General features: G+C 64.0%; 20 protein-coding genes. 12 read left to right on the top strand and 8 right to left on the bottom strand.

All coding sequences use genetic code 11. The features are described 5' to 3' along the window. Positions 1 to 21: 21 nt before the first annotated feature. The 3 genes from F7R90_RS15125 to F7R90_RS22290 all read right to left on the bottom strand — a co-directional run bounded on the left by F7R90_RS15125 (position 22) and on the right by F7R90_RS22290 (position 1880). Positions 22 to 939, bottom strand: coding sequence for a mechanosensitive ion channel family protein (locus F7R90_RS15125; RefSeq protein ID WP_158058236.1), 918 nt, complete (start codon positions 937 to 939; stop codon positions 22 to 24). Positions 940 to 1065: 126 nt separating this feature from the next. Next, positions 1066 to 1662 (bottom strand): cupin domain-containing protein, encoded by a 597-nt coding sequence (locus F7R90_RS15120; protein WP_158058235.1) that lies wholly within the window; start codon positions 1660 to 1662, stop codon positions 1066 to 1068. A 62-nt stretch (positions 1663 to 1724) separates the two neighbouring features. Continuing rightward, a complete protein-coding gene (locus F7R90_RS22290; protein ID WP_192498333.1) occupies positions 1725 to 1880 on the bottom strand; it encodes a DUF7563 family protein in 156 nt (51 codons plus the stop codon). 162 nt (positions 1881 to 2042) lie between these two features. Here F7R90_RS22290 and F7R90_RS15115 point away from each other — a divergent pair, with 162 nt between their 5' ends. The 7 genes from F7R90_RS15115 to F7R90_RS15085 all read left to right on the top strand — a co-directional run bounded on the left by F7R90_RS15115 (position 2043) and on the right by F7R90_RS15085 (position 7719). After that, on the top strand, positions 2043 to 4139 hold the full coding sequence (locus F7R90_RS15115; RefSeq protein WP_158058234.1) for a minichromosome maintenance protein MCM: 2097 nt from the start codon (positions 2043 to 2045) through the stop codon (positions 4137 to 4139). Then, positions 4140 to 4418, top strand: coding sequence for a DUF7854 family protein (locus F7R90_RS15110; RefSeq protein ID WP_158058233.1), 279 nt, complete (start codon positions 4140 to 4142; stop codon positions 4416 to 4418). It begins immediately after the preceding gene. Between the two features lie 131 nt (positions 4419 to 4549). Then, positions 4550 to 5185 carry a DUF7504 family protein gene (locus F7R90_RS15105; protein WP_225741195.1) on the top strand — a complete coding sequence of 212 codons (636 nt, stop codon included), beginning with the start codon at positions 4550 to 4552 and terminating at the stop codon, positions 5183 to 5185. Between the two features lie 36 nt (positions 5186 to 5221). Further along, on the top strand, positions 5222 to 5560 hold the full coding sequence (locus tag F7R90_RS15100) for a DUF7855 family protein (protein ID WP_158058232.1): 339 nt from the start codon (positions 5222 to 5224) through the stop codon (positions 5558 to 5560). Then, the gene (locus tag F7R90_RS15095) at positions 5557 to 6354 is read left to right on the top strand and encodes a DUF7856 family protein (RefSeq protein ID WP_158058231.1); all 798 of its coding nucleotides are present in this window, start codon (positions 5557 to 5559) and stop codon (positions 6352 to 6354) included. The genes F7R90_RS15100 and F7R90_RS15095 overlap by 4 nt, the downstream gene beginning before the upstream one ends. Positions 6355 to 6388: 34 nt before the next feature. Beyond that, the gene (locus F7R90_RS15090) at positions 6389 to 7060 is read left to right on the top strand and encodes a DUF7857 domain-containing protein (RefSeq protein ID WP_158058230.1); all 672 of its coding nucleotides are present in this window, start codon (positions 6389 to 6391) and stop codon (positions 7058 to 7060) included. Next, complete coding sequence (locus F7R90_RS15085) at positions 7057 to 7719, top strand: MinD/ParA family ATP-binding protein (RefSeq protein WP_158058229.1); 663 nt, start codon at positions 7057 to 7059, stop codon at positions 7717 to 7719. Before F7R90_RS15090 ends, F7R90_RS15085 begins: the two co-directional genes overlap by 4 nt. Before the next feature lie 12 nt (positions 7720 to 7731). On the opposite strand, the gene F7R90_RS15080 is transcribed toward F7R90_RS15085, so the two are convergent. After that, on the bottom strand, positions 7732 to 8604 hold the full coding sequence (locus F7R90_RS15080) for a transcription initiation factor IIB (protein ID WP_158058228.1): 873 nt from the start codon (positions 8602 to 8604) through the stop codon (positions 7732 to 7734). A gap of 171 nt (positions 8605 to 8775) precedes the next feature. Between F7R90_RS15080 and F7R90_RS15075 the strand changes: the two genes are divergently transcribed. From F7R90_RS15075 to F7R90_RS15065, 3 genes are all read left to right on the top strand, one after another. Then, the gene (locus F7R90_RS15075; RefSeq protein ID WP_158058227.1) at positions 8776 to 9291 is read left to right on the top strand and encodes a DUF7858 family protein; all 516 of its coding nucleotides are present in this window, start codon (positions 8776 to 8778) and stop codon (positions 9289 to 9291) included. A gap of 69 nt (positions 9292 to 9360) precedes the next feature. Beyond that, complete coding sequence (gene aglM, locus F7R90_RS15070; RefSeq protein ID WP_158058226.1) at positions 9361 to 10653, top strand: UDP-glucose 6-dehydrogenase AglM; 1293 nt, start codon at positions 9361 to 9363, stop codon at positions 10651 to 10653. 75 nt (positions 10654 to 10728) lie between these two features. Then, positions 10729 to 11487 carry an alpha/beta fold hydrolase gene (locus F7R90_RS15065; protein ID WP_158058225.1) on the top strand — a complete coding sequence of 253 codons (759 nt, stop codon included), beginning with the start codon at positions 10729 to 10731 and terminating at the stop codon, positions 11485 to 11487. A gap of 5 nt (positions 11488 to 11492) precedes the next feature. On the opposite strand, the gene F7R90_RS15060 is transcribed toward F7R90_RS15065, so the two are convergent. Beyond that, on the bottom strand, positions 11493 to 12269 hold the full coding sequence (locus F7R90_RS15060) for an AAA family ATPase (protein ID WP_158058224.1): 777 nt from the start codon (positions 12267 to 12269) through the stop codon (positions 11493 to 11495). A 417-nt stretch (positions 12270 to 12686) separates the two neighbouring features. On the opposite strand from F7R90_RS15060, the gene F7R90_RS15055 reads away from it, so the two are divergent. Beyond that, the gene (locus F7R90_RS15055; RefSeq protein ID WP_158058223.1) at positions 12687 to 13289 is read left to right on the top strand and encodes a hypothetical protein; all 603 of its coding nucleotides are present in this window, start codon (positions 12687 to 12689) and stop codon (positions 13287 to 13289) included. Position 13290: 1 nt separating this feature from the next. On the opposite strand, the gene F7R90_RS15050 is transcribed toward F7R90_RS15055, so the two are convergent. Further along, entirely contained in the window at positions 13291 to 14601 is a 1311-nt protein-coding gene (locus F7R90_RS15050; protein ID WP_158058222.1) for an ATP-binding protein, read from the bottom strand. A gap of 446 nt (positions 14602 to 15047) precedes the next feature. Between F7R90_RS15050 and F7R90_RS15045 the strand changes: the two genes are divergently transcribed. Then, positions 15048 to 15506 carry a hypothetical protein gene (locus F7R90_RS15045; RefSeq protein ID WP_158058221.1) on the top strand — a complete coding sequence of 153 codons (459 nt, stop codon included), beginning with the start codon at positions 15048 to 15050 and terminating at the stop codon, positions 15504 to 15506. 3 nt (positions 15507 to 15509) lie between these two features. On the opposite strand, the gene F7R90_RS15040 is transcribed toward F7R90_RS15045, so the two are convergent. Then, the gene (locus tag F7R90_RS15040) at positions 15510 to 17351 is read right to left on the bottom strand and encodes a hypothetical protein (protein WP_158058220.1); all 1842 of its coding nucleotides are present in this window, start codon (positions 17349 to 17351) and stop codon (positions 15510 to 15512) included. Continuing rightward, positions 17352 to 20207, bottom strand: a complete 2856-nt coding sequence (locus tag F7R90_RS15035) for a hypothetical protein (RefSeq protein WP_158058219.1) — start codon at positions 20205 to 20207, stop codon at positions 17352 to 17354.

The raw sequence follows: 20207 nt of genomic DNA, 5'->3' as shown, positions 1-20207 counted from the left end.
GAACTGAGTTCGGGAGGTTTCTCAGTCGTCGGCGGACGCGGCGGGGTCCGAGATTCCGGACGCTTCGTCGCTCGTCACGGTGATTCCGCCAGTCAGTTCGGTGTGTGAATACGGCATGTCGATACCCTCCGCGTCGAACTTCTCTTTCACCGCCTTGACGAACGCCGCCTTGACGCCTGCGGCGCTGCTCTCTTCGGGGTCTATCCAAACGCGGCCGTCGAGAACGACTGCAGACCCGCCGAGTTCCGAGACGGGTGCGGCGGGTTCCGGGTCCGAGAGGACGCCGTCGAGTTGCGCCCCAACGTTCGTGATTGCCTCTTGGGCGTGGTCGATGTCGTCGTCGTAGCTGATACCGAACCCGTACGAGATTCGTAGTTCGTCGTTGGCGACCGGATTCGTCACTACGTTGTTCGTCAACTCGGAGTTCGGGACCGTCACGAGTTCGTTGTCGAAGGTGTTCAGTTTCGTCACTCGAAGGTCGATTTCTCGCACGACGCCGACGTTCCCATTCCACTCTATCCAGTCACCGGTCTGGAACGGTTCGTCTTTGAGGATGAACACCCCCGCGACGAAGTTAGCGATGAGGTCCTGAGCGGCGAATCCGAACGCGAGCGAGAGCGCGGCGACGACTGTCGCAAATGCCGCGAGAACGACGCCGAAGCCAGCGACGCTCGCGGCCATAGCGAGGCCACCAACGAGGGCGAACGCCCCCGCGATGCTACTTCCGAGACTCACTACCGCGGGTGAGAACCCTCGCGTGTCGAGTACTCGTCGAGTGAGACGAACGAGGATTCGCTTCCCGATGCCGTAGATGAGTACGAACGAGACTCCGAAGACTGCCAGCGTGACCGCGAACCCGAGGAGGAGATCGCCGACATTGTCTGCTGGCAGTTGTTGGTTCTGTGCGAATAATAACAGATCTATCACGGAACCCGTCATCGACTGTACTTTCCTAGTCAGGGTCTATACTTATACAGGCCATAACCGGAGTAGACGCGCTCTGCTACCCAACGGACTCTTATCGACGGTACTCGTCTTTTCGGCGGAACAGTTCGCTCGGCTACCTCAGTCTCGATTGAGTCGCCCCACGCGTTCGTCGGGCACGTACTCGGGGTAGTCGGTCCCGTATCCACAGAGCCGACCGATTGGAGCCAGGAGTTGGATGCCGAGTCGCTGGAGCCAGATAGGGAACAGAGCGAGGTAGAGCAAGTCGTCGAACTCGTCGAGAACTGGCGCGAGTCGAAGTGGATTCAGCGGCATCCCCGACGGCGTCGCTACGAAGTCACGCGTGAGGCCGTAGGTGAGATACATGAACGACTCCGTGCGGAGCGCCGGTCGGACTTCTCCGACCACGTGCAACTCTTCGTCGCCAGCGTTCCAGAATTTGTGTGGCTCGCCCGCCGGAATCTCTGTACTCTCGCCCGCCGAGAGGTGGCGAGTCGTCCCGTCGTGCCAGACGCCGAGGACGCCACGCCGGACTTCGAGGTATTCGTCCTGTTCCGGATGGACGTGCTTCATCGGCCCGTGCGACTCCGGCGGGATGTCGAGCCACATCTCGAATCGGGCGTACTCGCCGTCCGTCTCGTCGGCAGTTTCGAGGTACCGAACGTGCTTGCCACTCTTCGGTGCCTCGACGATTGGCGCGCCCACGTCGTCGCTCATCGCTACGTGGCAGTTGTTCGGAGTGTCAGATAAATTGGTCCCTCTCTGGGAACTTCAGAAGATTACTGTCGCGGCGAGCGCGCCGTTCGAACGTCGGCACCGTCGCGGACGATGTCCTCGCAGTCCGGGCAGACGCGCGGTTCGTCGAGGTCGGAGGGAGTAAAGACGCGGGCGTACTGGGCAGTGACGAATGAACCACAGTTTTGACAGTTCGGCATACGTATCGAGTCACAGTCGTCAATTATATACTTTCTGTCTGTTTCACCGGAGTAGAAATGCGAAGCGACCGGAGGCGTCGCCTCGACACGTCGCCGACTCACTTTCACTTCCGGCGTACTTTGCGAAGGTTCTTAGCAGATGAGGGAGTAACCAGTTGGTGAATGGCTCGCGCGGAAAACACGGAGCTCATCGACAACTTCGAGCAGTTCTATCGGCGGTACTACAGCGACGAAATCGGCGACCTCGCACAGAAGTACCCCAACGAAGAACGGTCGCTCTACGTCGATTGGCAGGACCTCTACAGATACGACGCCGACCTCGCAGACGACTACCTCGCCCAACCCGACCAGATGCAGGAGTACGCCGAAGAGGCGCTACGTCTGTACGACCTGCCGGTAGACGTGAGCCTCGGACAGGCCCACGTCCGCATCCACAACCTCCCCGACCCGACCGACATCCGTGAAATCCGCGCGCGACACGTCAAGACGCTCATCAGCGCGCAGGGCATCGTCCGCAAAGCCACCGACGTTCGCCCGAAGATTCAGGACGCCGCCTTCGAGTGCCAGCGCTGTGGCACCCTCACGTACATCCCACAGAGCGGCGGCGACTTTCAGGAACCCCACGAGTGCCAGGGCTGTGAACGTCAAGGCCCCTTCCAAATCAACTTCGACCAGTCTGAATTCATCGACTCCCAGAAAATTCGGGTTCAGGAGAGTCCCGAAGGATTGCGCGGCGGCGAGACGCCACAGAGTCTCGACGTACACATCGAAGATGACATCACCGGCAACGTGACGCCCGGCGACCACGTCACCGTGACCGGCATTCTGCACCTCGAACAGCAGGGAAGCGGTCAGGACAAGTCCGCCGTCTTCGAAGTGTACATGGACGGCGTCTCGGTGACCATCGAGGACGAAGAGTTCGAGGACATGGACATCACCGACGAGGACAAGAAGGAGATCGTCGAACTCTCCCAGCAGGACGGCATCTACGAGCAGATGGTCGCCTCGATGGCCCCGGCAATCTACGGCTACGACCAAGAGAAACTGGCGATGATTCTCCAGTTGTTCTCCGGCGTCACGAAGCATCTGCCGGACGAATCCCGGATTCGCGGCGACCTGCACATGCTTCTCATCGGTGACCCCGGTACGGGTAAGTCCCAGATGATTTCGTACGTCCAGAACATTGCGCCACGGTCTGTCTATACGTCCGGTAAAGGCAGCAGTTCGGCCGGTTTAACCGCAGCGGCTGTTAGGGACGACTTCGGCGACGGTCAACAGTGGACTCTCGAAGCCGGTGCGCTCGTCCTCGCGGACAAAGGTATCGCGGCAGTGGACGAGCTAGACAAGATGGAGGCGTCGGACCGCTCGGCGATGCACGAGGGCCTCGAACAGCAGAAAATCTCCGTCTCGAAGGCCGGTATCAACGCCACGCTGAAGTCTCGCTGTTCGCTCCTCGGTGCGGCGAACCCCAAGTACGGCCGATTCGACCAGTACGAGCCAATCGGCGAGCAGATAGACCTCGAACCCGCACTCATCTCTCGTTTCGACCTCATCTTCACGGTCACGGACCAACCCGACGAGGAACACGACCGCCGACTCGCCGAACACATCATCCAGACCAACTACGCGGGCGAGTTGAACACCCAGCGCACGGAGATGAGTGCGCCGAACATCTCCGCCGAGGAGGTCGAAAGCCAGACCGAGGAAGTCGCGCCAGCCATCGACGCCGACCTCCTGCGGAAGTACATCGCCTACGCGAAACGCAACTGCTACCCGACGATGACCGACGAGGCGATGGAGACGATTCGGGACTTCTACGTGGACCTGCGGACGAAGGGCGCAGACGAGGATGCCCCCGTTCCAGTGACGGCGCGTAAGTTGGAAGCGCTCGTCCGCCTCTCGGAGGCGAGTGCGCGCGTTCGACTCTCCGACACCGTGGAAATATCCGACGCCGAGCGTGCCGTCGAAATCACGCGCTCCTGTCTGCAAGACATCGGTGTGGACCCCGAGACGGGGCAGTTCGACGCCGACGTGGTCGAGACTGGGACTTCGAAGAGTCAGCGCGACCGCATCAAGAATATCAAGCAACTCATCGCCGACATCGAAGAGGAGTACGACGACGGCGCACCCGTCGATGTCGTGCTTGAGCGCGCGGACGAAATCGGCATGGACCACTCGAAGGCCGAACACGAGATTGACAAACTGAAACAGAAGGGCGAGGTGTACGAACCCTCGACAGACCACCTACGGACGACGTAGATGGACCGAATCTCCGCCCTCCGGAACATCGAGGACGCACTCGCCGAATTCGAGTCCGGCGAGGTTGACCTCCAGACGACCCGACAGCGCGTCTCGAACGTCTTGCAGACCTACGCGACGGAATTCGAGGACGACCAGTTGGCGGCCTACCGCGCGGTTGGGGAGGAAAGTGCCAACGGACTGGTGGTCGTCGCGTCCTCGCACTCGCAGGCCAGAAGTAGAGTGAAGAACCTTCTCGACGCCGAAAACGTCGAATTCGACCTCGAACAGCTAGGATAGCCGATGAGATGATGACACCAGCCAGAGGGGAAAATAAATAAACTAGGTCGTATAAGATGAATACGAATAGCTTGGTTTCCCACCAAGTTCGAGTCAGCTACGGCCGCGAGACAATCTGAGAGAACGCACGGATGCAAACGAAGGGTCACAACGGAGGCGGTTCGTTTCGAGACGACGTAGAGCGCGGGGCTTCTGTTCTGCTGCTCGCTCCATCGCTCCACGAGTCTACCGATAGCGCCTGCCTCGACCTGCTTTCTCTCGACGACCCGGACGAGGAGAATCTGCTCTGGGTGACGTACACGCGTTCGCCCGACTCCTGCGTCCAAGATTGGCTCGGCCACGCGGGCGAACGCCCAGACAACATGCGCTTCGTCAGTGTCGGCGAGACGACGCGTTCTGCGTCGGCCGTCTCCGGTAGCGGTGGCGCGTCGCCGCCCGGCGGCGACCTCGTCGAGACGCTGTCGAGTCCCGGCGACCTCACCGGTCTCGGTATCAAACTGAGCGAGATCCTCAAAGAGTGGAGCGCGAACGACAACCACACGGTCTGTTGTTTCCACTCGTTGACCGCGCTGTTGCAGTACGCCGACCTCCAGACGGTCTACAAGTTCCTCCACGTGTTGACCGGTCGCTTCGAAGCGACGGAAGTAACGGCGCACTTCCACCTCGACCCCGACGCCTGCGACACCCAGACGGTCAGCACGCTCACGTCGCTGTTCGACACGGTCGTCGAGTTCGACGACGGGGACTGGGTCGTTCGGTCCCGATGAGGTAATTTTAAATCGGAAACCGCTGCAAGTTGGCTTGTGCTGCTGGTCGTTACGTACTCTCGGGAAGCGCGCCAGACGCTTCGAAACGTCTGTAACACCCACGAGGAGTCGGTCGTTCAGCGATTCGGTCGCGCGGCGCTGTTCGAGGCGACCGAACTCGGCGCGTTCCTCGCGCTTCGACTGCGCGAGAAGCACGACGCCGACGTGCAGATAGAGCGCACCGTCCCGTTCAACGAGTTCGAGACGGTCGGGGACGACGTTCGAACGGCCGCCCGCGAGTACGAGAGCCGCGACCAGCCGAGTACGTCCTACGCGAAGTTCGCGGCCGGAACCGACTGCCCCGACCCCGAGGCGATGGCCGACCGAGAGCTATGAAACTGCGATTCGAAGGACGGACGTGGGCGGGCAGTGCCATCGACTTTCGTGGCGCAGAAACAACGGTCTCTCCAGAAACCGTCTTCGAGGCGATTCGAGACGGCGAGGACGAGCGGGTGACCTGCCCGGAACCGCGGCCAATCCACGGTCACGTGGGTCTCGTCGTGCCCGATATCGAGTTCGACCGCACCGACGCGCTCTCGGCCGCCGCTCGCTCACGTGGCTCCCACGCGCCAGTGGACGACGAACTGCGGGCCGTCCGCGAGCGACTCGAAGCCCTGTCTCCTGCGTCTATCAACCTCCGAAGTGCCCGACGCCGTGTCGCTGACGCCAGCGGTGCGGAGTCAGAACTCCGCGAGCGCGTGGCCTCGCTTCAGGGGAGGGTCCGCGCACTGCGGGACACCGGCGGCGACCCGACAACCGCCGAAGCGGAACTGGCAACGGCGACGGGAGAACTCGCAGAAGCCGAAACCGAACGCATCGCCGCAGAGCAAGCGTTGGCGACCGCCCGCGAACAGGCCCGCGAGAGCCGCGAGAACCGGCGGGAACGACTCCGCTTGCAGGACCGCGAACGCAACCTCAGACGTGAGGCTCGCGCTCACCTCGCCGAGCAGTTGCGCTCGGAGTTCGACGCCGCGCTCGACCGATTTTCAGACGAAGATTCGACCGCACAAGCCCTCGCAGTACTTCACGTCGCCGACGTACGAGCGCCCGTCGTGGTGGCTTGCGAGACTCGCTTCGAGAGCGTCGAATCCGCTGCCGACTGGCTGGACGCGCCCGTCGTTCGGGTCTGAACGTTTAACACCGAAAACGGGACGAACAGGGTGCATGGTGAACCTCGACTGGCGAGTCGAAACCTCCGAAGGAGTGACGCTCGCCGAACTGCTGGTTCGAAACTCCGCGAGTGTCGCTCGACGCGTCCGAATCGGCAACCGTCTCGACGGCCCGGTGTGGCCGCCCAGACACGAGGGCGTCTCCGAGGCCGGGTGGGACGACGGCGGTTTCGAGGGCGTCGTCCCTGCTGGCGAGCGACTCGCACTCGGCTACGCGAGTCCTGCGCCAGCAGCCGAACCCCCCGCAGAAGTCGTCTGGAGCGAGCGTGCAGCGAGCGAGGGCCGAGCAGGAGAGCGCGCGCAGGAGGCGCGCTCTCCTGACGACTCGCATACGAAGAGAGTGACGAGCGTGAGCGCCGCGACGACGCCGTCCGGCGTCGTCCGCGCGCTGGGAGACGGTCGCCCGCCAGCCGACGCCGTGCCTGTGTCCGTCTCTTCCGAAGAAACAGCATCCGAACCAGCACTCCCCGGCCCCGTCGAGTCGTGGTTCGCCGCAGTCGAGCGGCGCGCGGAGCGCGCCGCGTCGCTCGCGAATGGGACTCCCGAAGTCGGTCGCCTCGAAACCGACCGCCAGCAACTGCTCGCGGTCGCACGTCGCGCCGAACAGTTGGCGACGCGTGTCGCCAGCACGCCAAACACTCGGGGCGACGACCGGAGGACGCAGTGATTCTCGCCGTCGTGGGCGGGAAGGGTGGCGTCGGCAAATCGACGGTCGCACTGAACCTCGGCGCGGAATTGGACGCCGTGGTCGTGGACGCCGACCTCGGGATGGCCGACTTGCCGAACGCCAGAGCCCCCGACTTGCACGACGTACTCGCCGGGCGCGCGGACCCGGTCGAAGCGGTTCAGGGGGTCGGCGGAGTTCACCTACTTCCTTGCGGTCGCACGCTCGCCGGAGCGCGCGCCAGCGACGTGACTGACCTCGCAAGTGCAGTCGAAGCAGTAGCGGCGGAGTACGGCACCGTCGTCGTCGATTGCCCGGCAGGGATGGCCGCAGACGTCGGCGTCCCGTTGCTCGTCGCCGAGGCGTGTGTCCTCGTGACGACGCCGCGGCCGTTCGCGCTCGCAGACGCCGTCCGAACGCGCGAGTTGGCCCGCGAACTCGACTGCGGTCTCGTCGCCGCGGTGCTGAACCGTGTCGTCGGCGACCCGCCCACAGAACGAGTCCGGCGTGCGCTCGGTGCCCCGGTCGTTTCGATACCTGACGACGACCGAGTAGCGCGCGCTCAGCGACACGGGCGACCGGTGCGGTCGCTCGTCGGCGAGAAAGACGGTCTCCCTGCGCAGTTCGCTACAGTTGCAGAAGAAGTTCGGTGCTGTCGCTAACTCGCTCCGAAATTACCCTTCGAGGTCGTAGTACGTCGAGCGGAGCGTCACGGGCGTCACGTCGGCCACGTCGGCGGCAGCCTTTTGAGTGACTTGGTGGGCAGTCTCGCACGCAGCGGCGTACAGACAGGCGGCGGCGAACCCGCTCGGGTCGCGGCCGCCGACCAGGTTCTGTTCCCGTCCTCTTTCGACCAACTCGCTCGCTTCGTTCTCGACTTCGACCGGCAGGTCGAGTTGCGTGGCGAACCGGGGCAGATACTCCCGTGGGTCGATGGGACCGGTCGGCAGTCCCAACTCACGATTCAGCGCGTCGTAGGCGGTCTTCAACTCGCTCCGGTCGGAGCGAGCGACTTCCAGCACCTCTTCGAGCGTGCGCGAGACGGAGTCAGTACGACAAGTGGCGTAGACGACGGCCGCCGAGAATCCTTCCAGCGAGCGCCCACGGAGCAGGTCTTCGTCTTGGGCCGATTCGAAGAGGACGCAGGCGCGGTCCCGGATGTTCCGCGGCAGGTCGAGCGCACCGACGAGGCGCCGAATCTCGGTGAACGCGTACACCTGATTGCGCTCTTTCTTCGAGGAGATCCGCGCGCGGTCGTGTTCGCGGCGCATCCGTGCCACGCGTCGACGCTTGCGCCCAGTCAGTCTGCGGTCGTTGCCGTGGCCGATTTCGGTCGTCAGGCCGCGGTCGTGGCGCGAGCGCGTCAACGGTGCGCCAGTACGCTCGCTCTCGCCTTCGTCCTCGGCGAACGACCGCCACTCCGGCCCGCGGTCGATACGGTCCTCGGCGACGACGAGGCCGCAGTCGGTGCAGACGGTCTCTTGGCGGTCGGGAGTCAGTCGGCCGTCACATTCCGGACAGGTCGGCGTCGTGTGTGCTTTGCTCATCACAATCGAAACTTCGCTCGGAATAGTATTTAAACGAACGACGAAACTGCTCGAATCGGCCGAAATCGGCGGGAAGAGCGTACCGGTAATCGGTACGTTCCTCGCCGCGGAAACTATTTATCCTCAAATTTGTTGGAAAAATTTAAGTAGATGACGCGACCAGTTTCGCGTATGACGCTCTCGGACATCGCCGACGGGTTGGAGGTGACGACTGAGCAGTGCGACCGCGGCGTCGCCACTGTGGACGACACGGGGAGCGACCTCCGGGAGCGACTCGATTCCTTCGAGGCGGAGTTGCCCTGCGACGTGGACGCGGCCGCGACAATCGTGGACGCCCACACGTCCGGCCGGGCTATCGGCGACGGAGCACGAGCGGCGGGTGTCGCACCGATAACGGCCGCCAAAGTGCTTCACCTGCTCGGCTGTGAGGGCATCTCGCCGCTGACGCCGCGCGCCCGCGAGATTCTGCGCGACTGGCTGTCGGCGGACCTCTCGCGCTCGGACGCCCTCGCGCTCACCGACGCGTCCGAGACGGAGTTCGCGTTGGCGACGTTCGTCGAGACTCACGACCCGATTCCCGGCGCGAGCGACGCGCTGGAAGGCGCGCTCGCGCCCGAGGGCGACGCCGCCGTTCGGAAGCAGGAGGTTCTGAGCGGGACGATGAGTTCGCCCGGCGACTTGCTGTAAGGTTCGAGTGAAGGACCCGGATTCAGCGTACCGCTCGTATTTTATGCTAGCCTTCGATAGTGACTTCCAATGAACATCAGCATCATCGGGTCGGGATACGTCGGCACCACCGTGGCCGCGTGCTTGGCGGACCTCGGTCACGACGTTACCAACGTCGATATCGACGCGGATATCGTCGAAACCATCAACGCGGGAGATTCGCCCATCGACGAACCGCAACTAGACGGACTCATCGACGAGCACAGCGGTGAGCGTCTTCGGGCGACGACCGACTACGACGCCATCCTCGACACGGAACTCACGTTTCTCACGCTGACGACCCCCAGCAACCCCGATGGAAGTCTCGACACGTCTATCATCGACGCTGCGACCGAGCAACTCGGGGAAACGCTGGCGGCGAAGGACGGCCACCACTCCGTCGTGGTCAAGAGTACGGTCGTTCCGGGCACGACGCGAGAGCAACTGATTCCAATTCTGGAACGGACCTCGGGGGGCGTCGTCGGCGACGAACTCCACGTCGCCACGAATCCCGAGTTCTTGCGAGAGGGGAGTGCCGTCTCGGACTTCTTGGACCCAGACCGAGTCGTCGTCGGCACCAGCGACGACCGCATCCGCGACCAACTGCGGGAGGTCTACTCGCCGCTCGACGGAGTGCCGGGCGAGAAACTGTTCGAGACCGATGTCTCCACTGCGGCGATGATAAAGTATACGAACAACTCCTTCCTCGCCTCGAAAGTGTCGCTGATAAACGACATCGGCAACGTCTGCAAGGAGTTCGGCATCGACACCTACGAAGTGGCCGACGCGCTCAAGCTAGACGACCGGATTTCCGAGCGTTTCCTCCGGAGCGGACTCGGGTGGGGCGGGTCCTGCTTCCCGAAGGACGTCGCCGCGATTACCCACGCCGCCACGGAACGAGGCTATCAGCCAGCGATGCTCGAAGCGGCGGTCGAAGTGAACGACCGCCAGCCTCGGCGTCTGTTGTCGCTGATGGACCGTCACGTCCGCGTCGAGGGGAAACCTGTCGCCGTTCTGGGGTTGTCGTTCAAGCCGGACACGGACGATACGCGAGGCTCTCGGGCCATTCCAGTCATCGACGGCTTGCAAGAACGAGGGGCGAACGTCGTCGCGTACGACCCCGCCGCGACCGAGAACATGCGCGAACACTTCCCGGACATCGAGTACGCAGACAGCGCGCAGTCAGCCGTAGAGGGTGCGGTAGCGGCACTCGTCGTGACCGACTGGGCCGAAATCGAGCGACTCGACGACGAACTCGACCGGATGGCCACTCCTGTCGTGATAGACGGCCGAAACGCGATCGACCGGCGCGACGGCATCGTCTACGAAGGGTTGACGTGGTGAGGTCCTTCGAAGCCCCCAGCTAATCTGTCAACTGAAGCATTTATCCGAATCGCTCCCGAAGCGGCGTATCCATCTATGCAGTTAGTATCCTCGCAAGATAATACAGAAATTGCCTACGGACGAGATGGAGACGGGCCGCCGGTCGTCCTCGTCCACGGTGGCTCTGCGACTCGCCACAGTTGGGACGCACTGACCCCGCCCCTCGCCGACGACTACGAACTGGTCGCCCTCGACCGACGCGGGCGCGGCGACAGCGGTGATGGGGAAGAGTACAGCCTCGAACGTGAGGTGGCCGACGTTCGCGCAGTTATCGACGCACTCGACGACGACCCCATTCTGTTCGGCCACTCGTTCGGCGCGCTGGTCGCGCTCGAAGTTGCGCGAACGACCACAGTCGAGCGATTGGTGCTGTACGAACCCGCGTTGTTAACTGGTTCTCATCGAGAGGGTGCAGTCCTCGCCGACCGGATGCAGGAGCGCCTCGACGCCGGTGAACGGCGCGAAGCCGTCGAACTGTTCTTCCGCGAGGCCGCCGGAATCGAGAACCTCGAACCGTTGCCGGTCGGTCGCGTCGCCGAAATCGCCGAGACCATCGTCCGCGAGAACCGCGTGGTCGAACGGTACGAACTCGACGCCGACCTCGAAATTTCGGTTCCGACGCTCCTTCTCACGGGCGAGAACGGCCCGGAACATCTCCGCGATGGAGTTCGTACACTTCACGAACGACTGGCCCAGAGCCGACTGGTCGAACTATCCGAGGCAGGTCACGTCGGCATTTCGACGGCACCCGAACAGGTCGCACAGGAATTCCGAGCGTTCGCCGACGAAGACTGAACAGTTCAGCGTAGCGCGTCCGGTAGATACTCCTCGGTATCGAGGTCGAGCATCCCCGGTTCTTCGAACTCCAGTGTCAATTCTACCTCACAGACGACCTCAGCGGCGTTGGCTATCGCTGGCGCGAACGCCGAGTCGGTGTCGGTGACGCTCGCAGGCACGTTCTCGACGGTCGTCGTTTCGCTTTCGGGAACGACGGCGTCGGCACTTCGCATTGGACTGTCGCCCTCGGCCTGGTTGGCGACGACGCTATCGACTGCTGCGCCCACGTCGGTAATCCGACCACGCGTTCGCTGGAGGGCGTCAACGCCACGCTCACTGGCGGGCGCGACGACTGCAACGCGGTCTGCACTCGTGATCGCCGCGACAGCTTGATTCGCGGCGACTGGCGGCGTGTCCACGAGAACGTGGTCGAACCGCTCGTTGGCGTCTGCGAGGAGCGTCACGAATCGCTCGGCCGCGCCCGCGGTCTTGGCGCGAGCCATCCGTTCGAACGCCGCGCGGGCCGGACAGAGCGCGAGTTCGCCCGTTACGTCGTCGCTCACTTGCTGCTCGTAGAGACCTGCGTCCAGCGGACTATCGGTCTCGTCCGTGAGCAAGGTCGTCAGGTCGGTGTCGATGCGACCGGAGACGTGGCGTGCGAGTCCTTCCGTGGCGAAGGCGGCGTCTACGACGGCGACGGTCCTGCCGTCGCGGGCGAGCGTCGCCCCCAGTTCGACGGCCAGTCGGGTTGTTCCGGCCCCGCCGGTCGCACCGACGAGCGCGGTAGTCGAGTCGGTCATTGATTCGAGCTTGTTTCGAGTTGATATAAAAACGTACGGGTCCAACTTCGCGCATCGGAGTGGTCGTGTGAAAGACAACGTTCGGGGTCGTCACCGGGATAGGCGCGAAAAGCGCATGACTGCGACAATGACTGGAATTTTATGTTTGTCAGACAAGTATAAGGGAGCGGATAAGATTAAAGTCGTCCGAGCGAGACGTAGTACTCCCTAGGCGAAAGACTCACTGGAGAACCGCGATGGTGGAACGTCGTTATGTTCTCCGTCCGACGGTATAAGCCTTTCCCAGAGTGGCGACGCTGTCCCCCGGATTTCGTACCGAGACGCGTTCGACCGGACGCCGAACGCGACCGCGACTGGACTTCGGACGGTTCCAACTGGGAGTTCGGACAGCCACGCCGCACCTCACAGGACCAACCCATGGGCTCGATAACGATACAGAACGGATTCGACGTAGAGGAACACGCCTCTACTGCACTGGACGGACGAATAGAGATAGACCTCGACGACCCAGACCACGTTCGGTTCGTGGTCGCAGCGAACGGTGCCGTCGATGAAACGATGGTCGAACGCGCTGGCCTCGTCGTCAGCGACGGCCCGCCGACGCTCGACGCGTGGTGGCTCCTCGTCGCTCCGCTCGCTGCCGCCCTCGCGCTCGTGCCGGTCGCCCTACTCGCGCCCGGCGCGCTCCAGACGGGAACCACTCCGGCGGGACTTCTCGCGTTCGCCCTGCTCGTCCCGTTCTTCCTCCTCTGCGTCGCTGGGACGGTACTGCTCTACCGAGACGCCACCGCGCTCGGAGCAGTAGGCGCGGAGTGGACGCCGAACCCGTGGCGGTACCTCGTCCCGGGCGCGCTCGCGCTAACGTTCGCCCGCTCGTACCCGGTGGTGCAGGCCAGCGGGAGCGGTGACGAACTCGGCGGCTTCGTCGCGGGGACGTTCGTCGTCGCGCTCGTCGCGTCGTCGCTACTGGCGGGACCAGTGTATCTCTACGATCGGCATCGACACTTGGGACTGCCGTAGATCAGGGCAGCAGCGCCAGTCCGAGCAACGCCGTCGAAATCAGCACGACGAGCAGCGTGACCGCGAGAAGCACCACCGCGAGCAGTCGGTCGTGTTGGGCTTGGTTGTCCGTCTCGTCGGTTTCGGTGTCGTCGGCGCGGGTGCCACTGACGACATCGACGAACCACTGCGTGGCCGCCGAACTACGCTCTACTGCCCACCTTCCTGCCGCCCTACACCGCCGACCGACCCATCCGAGGAGGTGGACGACGAGATGGCCGAACTCCGAGAGCGGGGTGTCGGACTGTTCACCGGCAACCGTCCTGTTGCTGGTTTTGCCACCGCCCCCGCTATCATCCGTCTCCTCTCCTCGAAGTCGCTCGACTTCCGTTTCGAGTTCTTCGATTCGCTCTTCTTTCTCTCGAAGCTGTTCGCGTAGTTCTGCAACGTCTGCGTCCGCGCTGGCCGGGTCGGCGTCCGTCTCGACCGTTTCGAGCGCGGCGACTACGTCCTCGCTCACCGTCTGGAGGTCCGGCCGGTCGAAGTCGTCTAGTCCCGGCGTCGCGCCCGCGTCGAAGGTCCGCTTGCGGCGGAACTGCACCCGTTGGACCGACTCGTCCCAGTCGGTCATCAGCAGCGCTTCGCCGTCGCCGAGTTCTTGGACGGTCGATTCGGCGTCGGTCCCGAGAATCCGGCCGACGACTTTGGTGTCGTTCTCCCACGTCAGGCGGTGCCAGGCAATCCAGTCGCACTGGGTGATGAAGTCCTTGTCCACGGCGGCGGGTCGCTGAGACATTCCACAGAGGCCGAGTCCGCGCTTGCGGCCGCGCTTGGCGACCCGGACCAGCGTCTCGCCCACGTCGCCGAGACCCCCCGACTCGGGGACGAACTCGTGCATCTCCTCGACGAACAGCAGGAACGGCTTTCTGGCGCTCTTCTCGCGGCGGAACAGCGCGCCGACCACGGCGTCGATAACCGCTTCGACCTCGTCGTGGTCGGCGTACCCCGACACGTCGAGGATGACGGGGACGTTCTCTTCCAGTGCGAGTTCGGCGAGTCCGTCGGCGTGTTCGACGCCAACCCGCACGTCGCAGGCGTCGTCGCCGCCGACGTGGAGCATCTCGTACGCTTCCTTCAGGCCGTAGTACTCCCCGTCGGTGTCGATGACGAGCAGCGGGACGTTCTGTTCGAGCAGTTCTTCGGCGACGACGCTCGCGGTGTTGGACTTCCCGGACCCGGACTTCCCGGTGATGAATCCCCGGCCGGTCAACACCTCGACTACCGGGAGCGTGAACCCGTCGTCCGTGACGGTAATCGTCTGGTCGTCGCCCATGTCGGTCCGGGGGTTTCGAGGCCAAGGGTAAATGCTTACTGTCGGAGTGAGTTGGGAGTTTTTCAGATTTACGGGAATAGAGTATTCCATCGACATTGTTGACGCAACCGCTTAGAAAGCCCTCGCACGCTCGCGGTCGTTCAGCGACATATCCGTGCAAACCGCCGGAAGACAAACCGCGTCTTCCGAGGTCACACTCGCTCCGCTCGCGTGACCGCACGCGGATAGGGGTCGCTGAAGCGACCACGTAAACGCGAGCGTGCGGCCCCTTTCATTCCCACCCGTGGTTTGTGTAGCGGGTCGATTCCGGTGGATGGAGTCACCGAACTCTGTCTTGACCGATGAGTCGCCTTCGTTCGAGCGGTGGCCCGTTCTGGCCGCCTATCTGAACAGGGCCGTCCGAATCCTCCAGTAGGTTTTTAGCGTCCCGGTTGGAGCAACCTTCCATGGTCTCGGCCGATTTCGACAGGGAGTTCCTCGCTCGTGCTGGGGGTGCTGTCGCCGCCAGCACCGTCGTCCTCACTGCGAGTTTCGTCGGCGTCGTCGCATTTTTCACAGGTTCCGCGAACGGTGTCGGCGGCCGACTCCCCTTCTACGTGCTGACGATGGCCGTCGCGTTTGCGGCCACCATCTTCGCGCTCGACGACCCCGAGGCGGACGGTTCGCGGGTCATCTCCGCGACGGCGGGCGTCACGGTGGCTAGCTTCGTCCTCGTGACGCTCGCTGGCGAGGGATTCGTCTACGCCGTTCGGTTCCCCGGAAAAGTACTCGCGTCGAATCTACTGGTATACTTCGCGGCGGCCGGACTCATCTGCACCGGTCTCGCCTACTGGGCACTCCGCCACTGGCGGGAGTTCACCGTCGATTCCGCCGCGGAGGCAGAGGCGGGGGCGGACGCGGAGTAAGCGTCACGAACCGGCGCTCGCCCCCCTATCGCCGTACGCCTCGTTCCGGTAAACGACCACCTTCTCGTTTTCGAGGACGACCACGAGGTCCGACTGCTCCGAGAGGAACTCGTAGGTTCGGTAGTCTGTCTCCTTCAGCAGGACGACGTACTTCACGTTCAGTGGCGCGACGGCCGCACCGAATTCACTTGACGGGGCCGTCGTGCTGTTCGACGCGTCGTCGGAATCGCCCCGATACGTCCGAAGCAGTTCGCGGACGCGGGCGTGTTCAGGGTCGGTGGCCTGACTGCGAATCGCTCCGACTTCGGCGTTCTTCCCCCGAAGTACCGGCCGCTCGAAGAAGAGGTCCGTGGGGTTCGCCACCGTTCGTTCGGTGAACGAGAGGTCAAGGTACTGGTGCCACGGCAACACTAACACCTGGTACTCTCCCGCGTCACCTGCGGGCGCGTCGCCCGCAAACACGTCGTTCGCGGCGTGCCACTCCTCGGGATATTCCGTCGTCCCGACTTGGCCCGACAGTCCGCCGAGCATCGGTGCCGCCGAGAGGAGCGGCACCGCGAGCAGGAGACCGACGACCGCGACAGTCCCTACTGTTTGCCAGTCGCCGAGTGGCGTCTTGCCGACGCTAGAAATTCGTATTTCTGTTCCTCGAAGCAAAGCGTCCACGCCGAGTCCCCCGAGCGTGGCGTAGGCCAGTGCGAGCAGTCCGGCGAACTTCTGGGAGTCGCGCATCCCTCTGAACGGCGGAATTGCTTCGAAGAGAGCACGAAACACCGGTTCCGTCCGCGTGTCTGCGACCCCGAGCGCGAGGACGAGGCCACTCGCGCCAGCGAGCGCGACCGCACCTGCGAGGACGGCGACCTGCGGGTCGCTCTTTTCGACTGCCGAATCCCCGCGATACACTGCCAGAAGGCCGAACACCGCGAAAAAGAGGACGACAGAGAAGAGACCCAGTGCCACGGGCAGAGAGAGCATCGCGGCGGGCGCGGTCGCCCCGCCCCGCCAGAACCCGTCGAGCATGGCGACCGACAGCGCGACGTTGTCCGCAATCGTCGGTCGCGGTTTGAACACCGCGAGGTCGGCCCCGGACACAGCCGCAAGTTTCGTGCCACCGACGACGGCGTGCCAGAGCGCCGGACCGAGCCAGTAGCTGTTGACGACTGCGCTCGCCGCGACGAATTTGCCGAATCGGCGAACGGGCGCTCGAAGTTGGTCACCAACTACGACCGCCACGACGAGCGCAAAGCCGCCCGCCACCGCGAGCAGCACCACGGCGTGCGGGTCGAAGACGGCGACGAGCGTAGCGAAGCCGACCGCCGGAAGGAGTTCGGATTCTCTGACTTTTTCACCGTCTTCTGCGACTAGATATCTCACTAGCGACCAGAGCGCCAGCGGCAGGAGCGCGTACCCCCACAGGAAGTACCAGTGGCCCGCGAGCAGTCGGACGTACACGAACGGGTTGACCGCGTACAGCGTGCCAGCGAACAGTTTCGCGGCGGGCGCTCGCGCCGGACACGCCCGGTAGGCCGCGAGTCCGGCGACGGCGACCAGCGCGACCAGCAGGACCTTCTGAATCGCCCAGTCGGGGACGACCAGCGCGGCGGCGTCCAGCAGTGCCAAAAACGGCAGTCGGCCGTAGTACAACGGGTCTTTCGCGTCCAGCAAGTACGCCACGTAGTCGGCGTTCGGCCCGAACACCATGTCGAGCGTGAGGACGTACCCCGGAGCGAGCAGTGGCCCCCAGACCAACAGCGAGAGACCGACGAAGTAGGCCGTGGTCGCGCCACGCGCTGTCCACAGACCTACTCGCGCTCGGGTTACGAGGGTGCGCAGTGCAGTGAGCATTCAGTCGTCGCCGTCTGTCGAGGTGTCGCGTTCTGCGAGCGGGTCAGCATCGACGCTCGAAGCGGAACCACTCGACGTCAGCGAACCGAGTCGTCGATTCACTCTGGCCACTACCCGGAGTCGAATCCCGACGAGCGCCACGCCGACGAAGAGCCACGACAGGAGCCAGAACTTGACGACGGGCAGTCGAGACCCGCCGCCGGTCCACCGAATTTCGTCTGCGTCGGCGTTCGTGAACCCGTTCGCCCACCCGGCGGCCCGGAAGTGGTCTGCGTCCGGCGGCCCCTTCCACCGCTCGTCGTAGGAGGTGTGTAGCACCGTCACCGACGAGTCGTCGAACGCGCCGACGACCCAGTAGTCGATGACGACCGACTCGCCGTCAGGTTCGGAGTAGACCGTCGCGTTCTCCGGCACTACGTCGTCAGCGCGCTCTTTCGGCACTCGCACGCCGACGCCCTGCCGGAGCGAGTCGTCGAAGACCAACTCGCCGCCGAGAACCGTCTCTGCGTCAACGAGTCGGACGCTCGCGTTCGTCGCATCCGTCGCGTTCGTCTCGCTCGCCGAATCGAGGTTGACTGAGACGTTCGTCGCCACGTCCGGGGCTTCGCTGGCGTTCACCGCGATGCCGGGCACGCGGGCGGCGGCCGCCGGGAACTCCGTCTCCGGCGGATACGTCGTCCGTCGGACGCCGACGTCCGCGACGACTACGCGCTCGTCGGCCGGTTTCACGCGTATCGACAGCACCGACCCGCGCGCCGTGACGACCTGCTTGGAAGCGTTCAGCGGCACGGAATCGACCGCAGTCGGCGACTTCGCAGACTCGTTGTCGTACCAGTAGAGGAGTACCTGTCCGTCGCCGGTGGCGTTGACGCGCACCCGATAGGGATGGCGCTCGCGAACTCCCGACGCCGTCTTCTGGGCGATTGGGAGCGCTTGCTCGTCTTCGCCCGTCGTCAACTCCGCGGCCGGTCCGGAATCGGTTTCGACCACCTTGAAGGAGGTGGCTCCGTCTTTCTTCGGTGCCCACCAGTCCGTGAAGTTCTGCTCGAACGAGGGGTTCGAGACGACGTTCTCGCCGACAGTCGAGACGGTCGCCTTCTGGGGTGCCGAGACGGCGTGGACACCCTCGGTCTGGGACGTACGACCCTCGACTTCGACGCCCTGCACTTGGTAGACGGCGTAGCCATCGACGCGCTCCCGGAAGGAGAACGACACCGACTCGTTCAGTCGCGTCTCGAACTTCGAGGTGTTGCCCCAGAGCCACGGCGCGCCCCACTTCTCGACCAGTCGCGGCTTCCCGGCGTCGTACCGCGCGGGCGCGTCTGCATCGACCACGACGTACTTTACGCCGAGGGCCGCGAGTCGCTGGCGAACTTCCTTCCCTTCTCCCAAATCACTGAACAACTCCCTGACGTACTCGACGTTCTCGATGCCGTGGAGGACGCCGCCGCTCTTGATGCCGACGTGGTTCGGGTAGGCGTGGCGCAGGCGCAACTGGGTCGTGTAGCCGTACGGCACCCACAGCGCCTTGCCCTCCAACCTGTCGGTAATCGTCTCGTACTCCTCGGGCACTGAGTAGTCGTCGCCGCGAATCTCTTCCATCCCGAGCGCGCCCGCCGTCGGCGCGGCGTACGACACCAGTGAGAGGGTCACGACGGCGACCAGCACGACGTTCGCAATCGGCGGCCCAGTTCCGTCGCCCCCGAGTCGTCCCTCGGAGAGCAGCGAGTCGCGGCGGACAGCAGGTCCCGGCGTCCGGCCGAGCGCGACTTCGAGACCCGCGCCGAATAGCACCGCGAGCGCCAGCAACAGCGGATACTGGAGCTTGATGGGGTTCCGAACCGACCATAACAGCGGAATCGCGTCGAACAGGGGGTACGTGAGACCAGCGCCGGTCAGACTGACGAACGCGACGACGCCGCCAGCAACGGCGTAGAATGGCCGCAATTCCGTTCGTCTCCACGCGAGCAGTGCGATGCCCGGAATGGCGAGACCGACGACCATCGCGGGGTCGTCGTTGTAGCCGAGTTGACTCATCGCTCGCACGCCACGGTTGCCCGCGAGTCGCACGACTGCGAGGGGGTCGGCCGCCGCGTAGTTCCACTTGAGTGTCTCGTAGAGTAACGTCTTGCCGGTGTCGAAGTTCCCCGCGCGTTGGAGGACGTGGTGGACGTTCGGCAGGGAGAGCAGAATGCCGATTGCTCCTGCCGCGACCAACTTCGCCAGCGTCCTGGGCGCGCGCCAGGTCCGGTACGCCAGAAACGCCGCGAACGGGCCGACCATCCAGAAGCCGAGCCACGGGACGACCGTCGTCGCGCCGAAGACGGTCCCGGCCTTCAGCGAGTCGGCCCAGTCCTCAGTCTCCGTGATTTTGTACAGATAGTGCAACACGAGCGGCAGCCCCGCGAAGCCGATGAGCGCACTGAGGCCGCCGTTGGCGAACTCGCCGACGGTTATCGGGTTGACGGCGTAGATGCCAGCGGCGAGATAGCGCGCGTCGAGTCGCTCGACGAACCGCCCCGAGAACACCAAAAACGCCAGAAAGCCGCAGGGAATCAGCGTCAGGTAGAACAGGTTCTGGCCGAGCGCACCTCCGACGGCAGTCACCGCGCCCATGTACGCGGGCAGGACGTTGTAGATGTACGCGTAGCCCAGTTGCTGGTCGTGCCACGTCTCGACGAACTTCCCGAACGCTCGGTCGCCGAAGTACGGCGAGAAGTCGCCGAACGCGTACAGTTCGCCGAGTTCGATGCCCCACAGCAGGGCGACGTACGCGACGGCGAACGCGAGCAGGCCGAGACAGTGACGGAGCGTCCGGGGGTCCCGAAGTCGCCGCAAGTGAGCGCGCAGACTCAT

Origin of the sequence: Halorussus halophilus (assembly GCF_008831545.1) — an archaeon.
GTDB lineage: Archaea > Halobacteriota > Halobacteria > Halobacteriales > Haladaptataceae > Halorussus > Halorussus halophilus.
Note: the sequence above shows the minus strand (reverse complement) of the source record. Positions and strands in the feature narration are given on the sequence as shown.

Coding starts and splice junctions, on each gene's coding strand:
- F7R90_RS15125 (WP_158058236.1), bottom strand. CDS start 939: ATGACGGGTTCCGTGATAGATCTGTTATTATTCGCACAGAACCAACAA.
- F7R90_RS15120 (WP_158058235.1), bottom strand. CDS start 1,662: ATGAGCGACGACGTGGGCGCGCCAATCGTCGAGGCACCGAAGAGTGGC.
- F7R90_RS22290 (WP_192498333.1), bottom strand. CDS start 1,880: ATGCCGAACTGTCAAAACTGTGGTTCATTCGTCACTGCCCAGTACGCC.
- F7R90_RS15115 (WP_158058234.1), top strand. CDS start 2,043: ATGGCTCGCGCGGAAAACACGGAGCTCATCGACAACTTCGAGCAGTTC.
- F7R90_RS15110 (WP_158058233.1), top strand. CDS start 4,140: ATGGACCGAATCTCCGCCCTCCGGAACATCGAGGACGCACTCGCCGAA.
- F7R90_RS15105 (WP_225741195.1), top strand. CDS start 4,550: ATGCAAACGAAGGGTCACAACGGAGGCGGTTCGTTTCGAGACGACGTA.
- F7R90_RS15095 (WP_158058231.1), top strand. CDS start 5,557: ATGAAACTGCGATTCGAAGGACGGACGTGGGCGGGCAGTGCCATCGAC.
- F7R90_RS15090 (WP_158058230.1), top strand. CDS start 6,389: ATGGTGAACCTCGACTGGCGAGTCGAAACCTCCGAAGGAGTGACGCTC.
- F7R90_RS15080 (WP_158058228.1), bottom strand. CDS start 8,604: ATGAGCAAAGCACACACGACGCCGACCTGTCCGGAATGTGACGGCCGA.
- F7R90_RS15075 (WP_158058227.1), top strand. CDS start 8,776: ATGACGCTCTCGGACATCGCCGACGGGTTGGAGGTGACGACTGAGCAG.
- aglM (WP_158058226.1), top strand. CDS start 9,361: ATGAACATCAGCATCATCGGGTCGGGATACGTCGGCACCACCGTGGCC.
- F7R90_RS15065 (WP_158058225.1), top strand. CDS start 10,729: ATGCAGTTAGTATCCTCGCAAGATAATACAGAAATTGCCTACGGACGA.
- F7R90_RS15060 (WP_158058224.1), bottom strand. CDS start 12,269: ATGACCGACTCGACTACCGCGCTCGTCGGTGCGACCGGCGGGGCCGGA.
- F7R90_RS15055 (WP_158058223.1), top strand. CDS start 12,687: ATGGGCTCGATAACGATACAGAACGGATTCGACGTAGAGGAACACGCC.
- F7R90_RS15050 (WP_158058222.1), bottom strand. CDS start 14,601: ATGGGCGACGACCAGACGATTACCGTCACGGACGACGGGTTCACGCTC.
- F7R90_RS15045 (WP_158058221.1), top strand. CDS start 15,048: ATGGTCTCGGCCGATTTCGACAGGGAGTTCCTCGCTCGTGCTGGGGGT.
- F7R90_RS15040 (WP_158058220.1), bottom strand. CDS start 17,351: ATGCTCACTGCACTGCGCACCCTCGTAACCCGAGCGCGAGTAGGTCTG.
- F7R90_RS15035 (WP_158058219.1), bottom strand. CDS start 20,207: ATGAGTCTGCGCGCTCACTTGCGGCGACTTCGGGACCCCCGGACGCTC.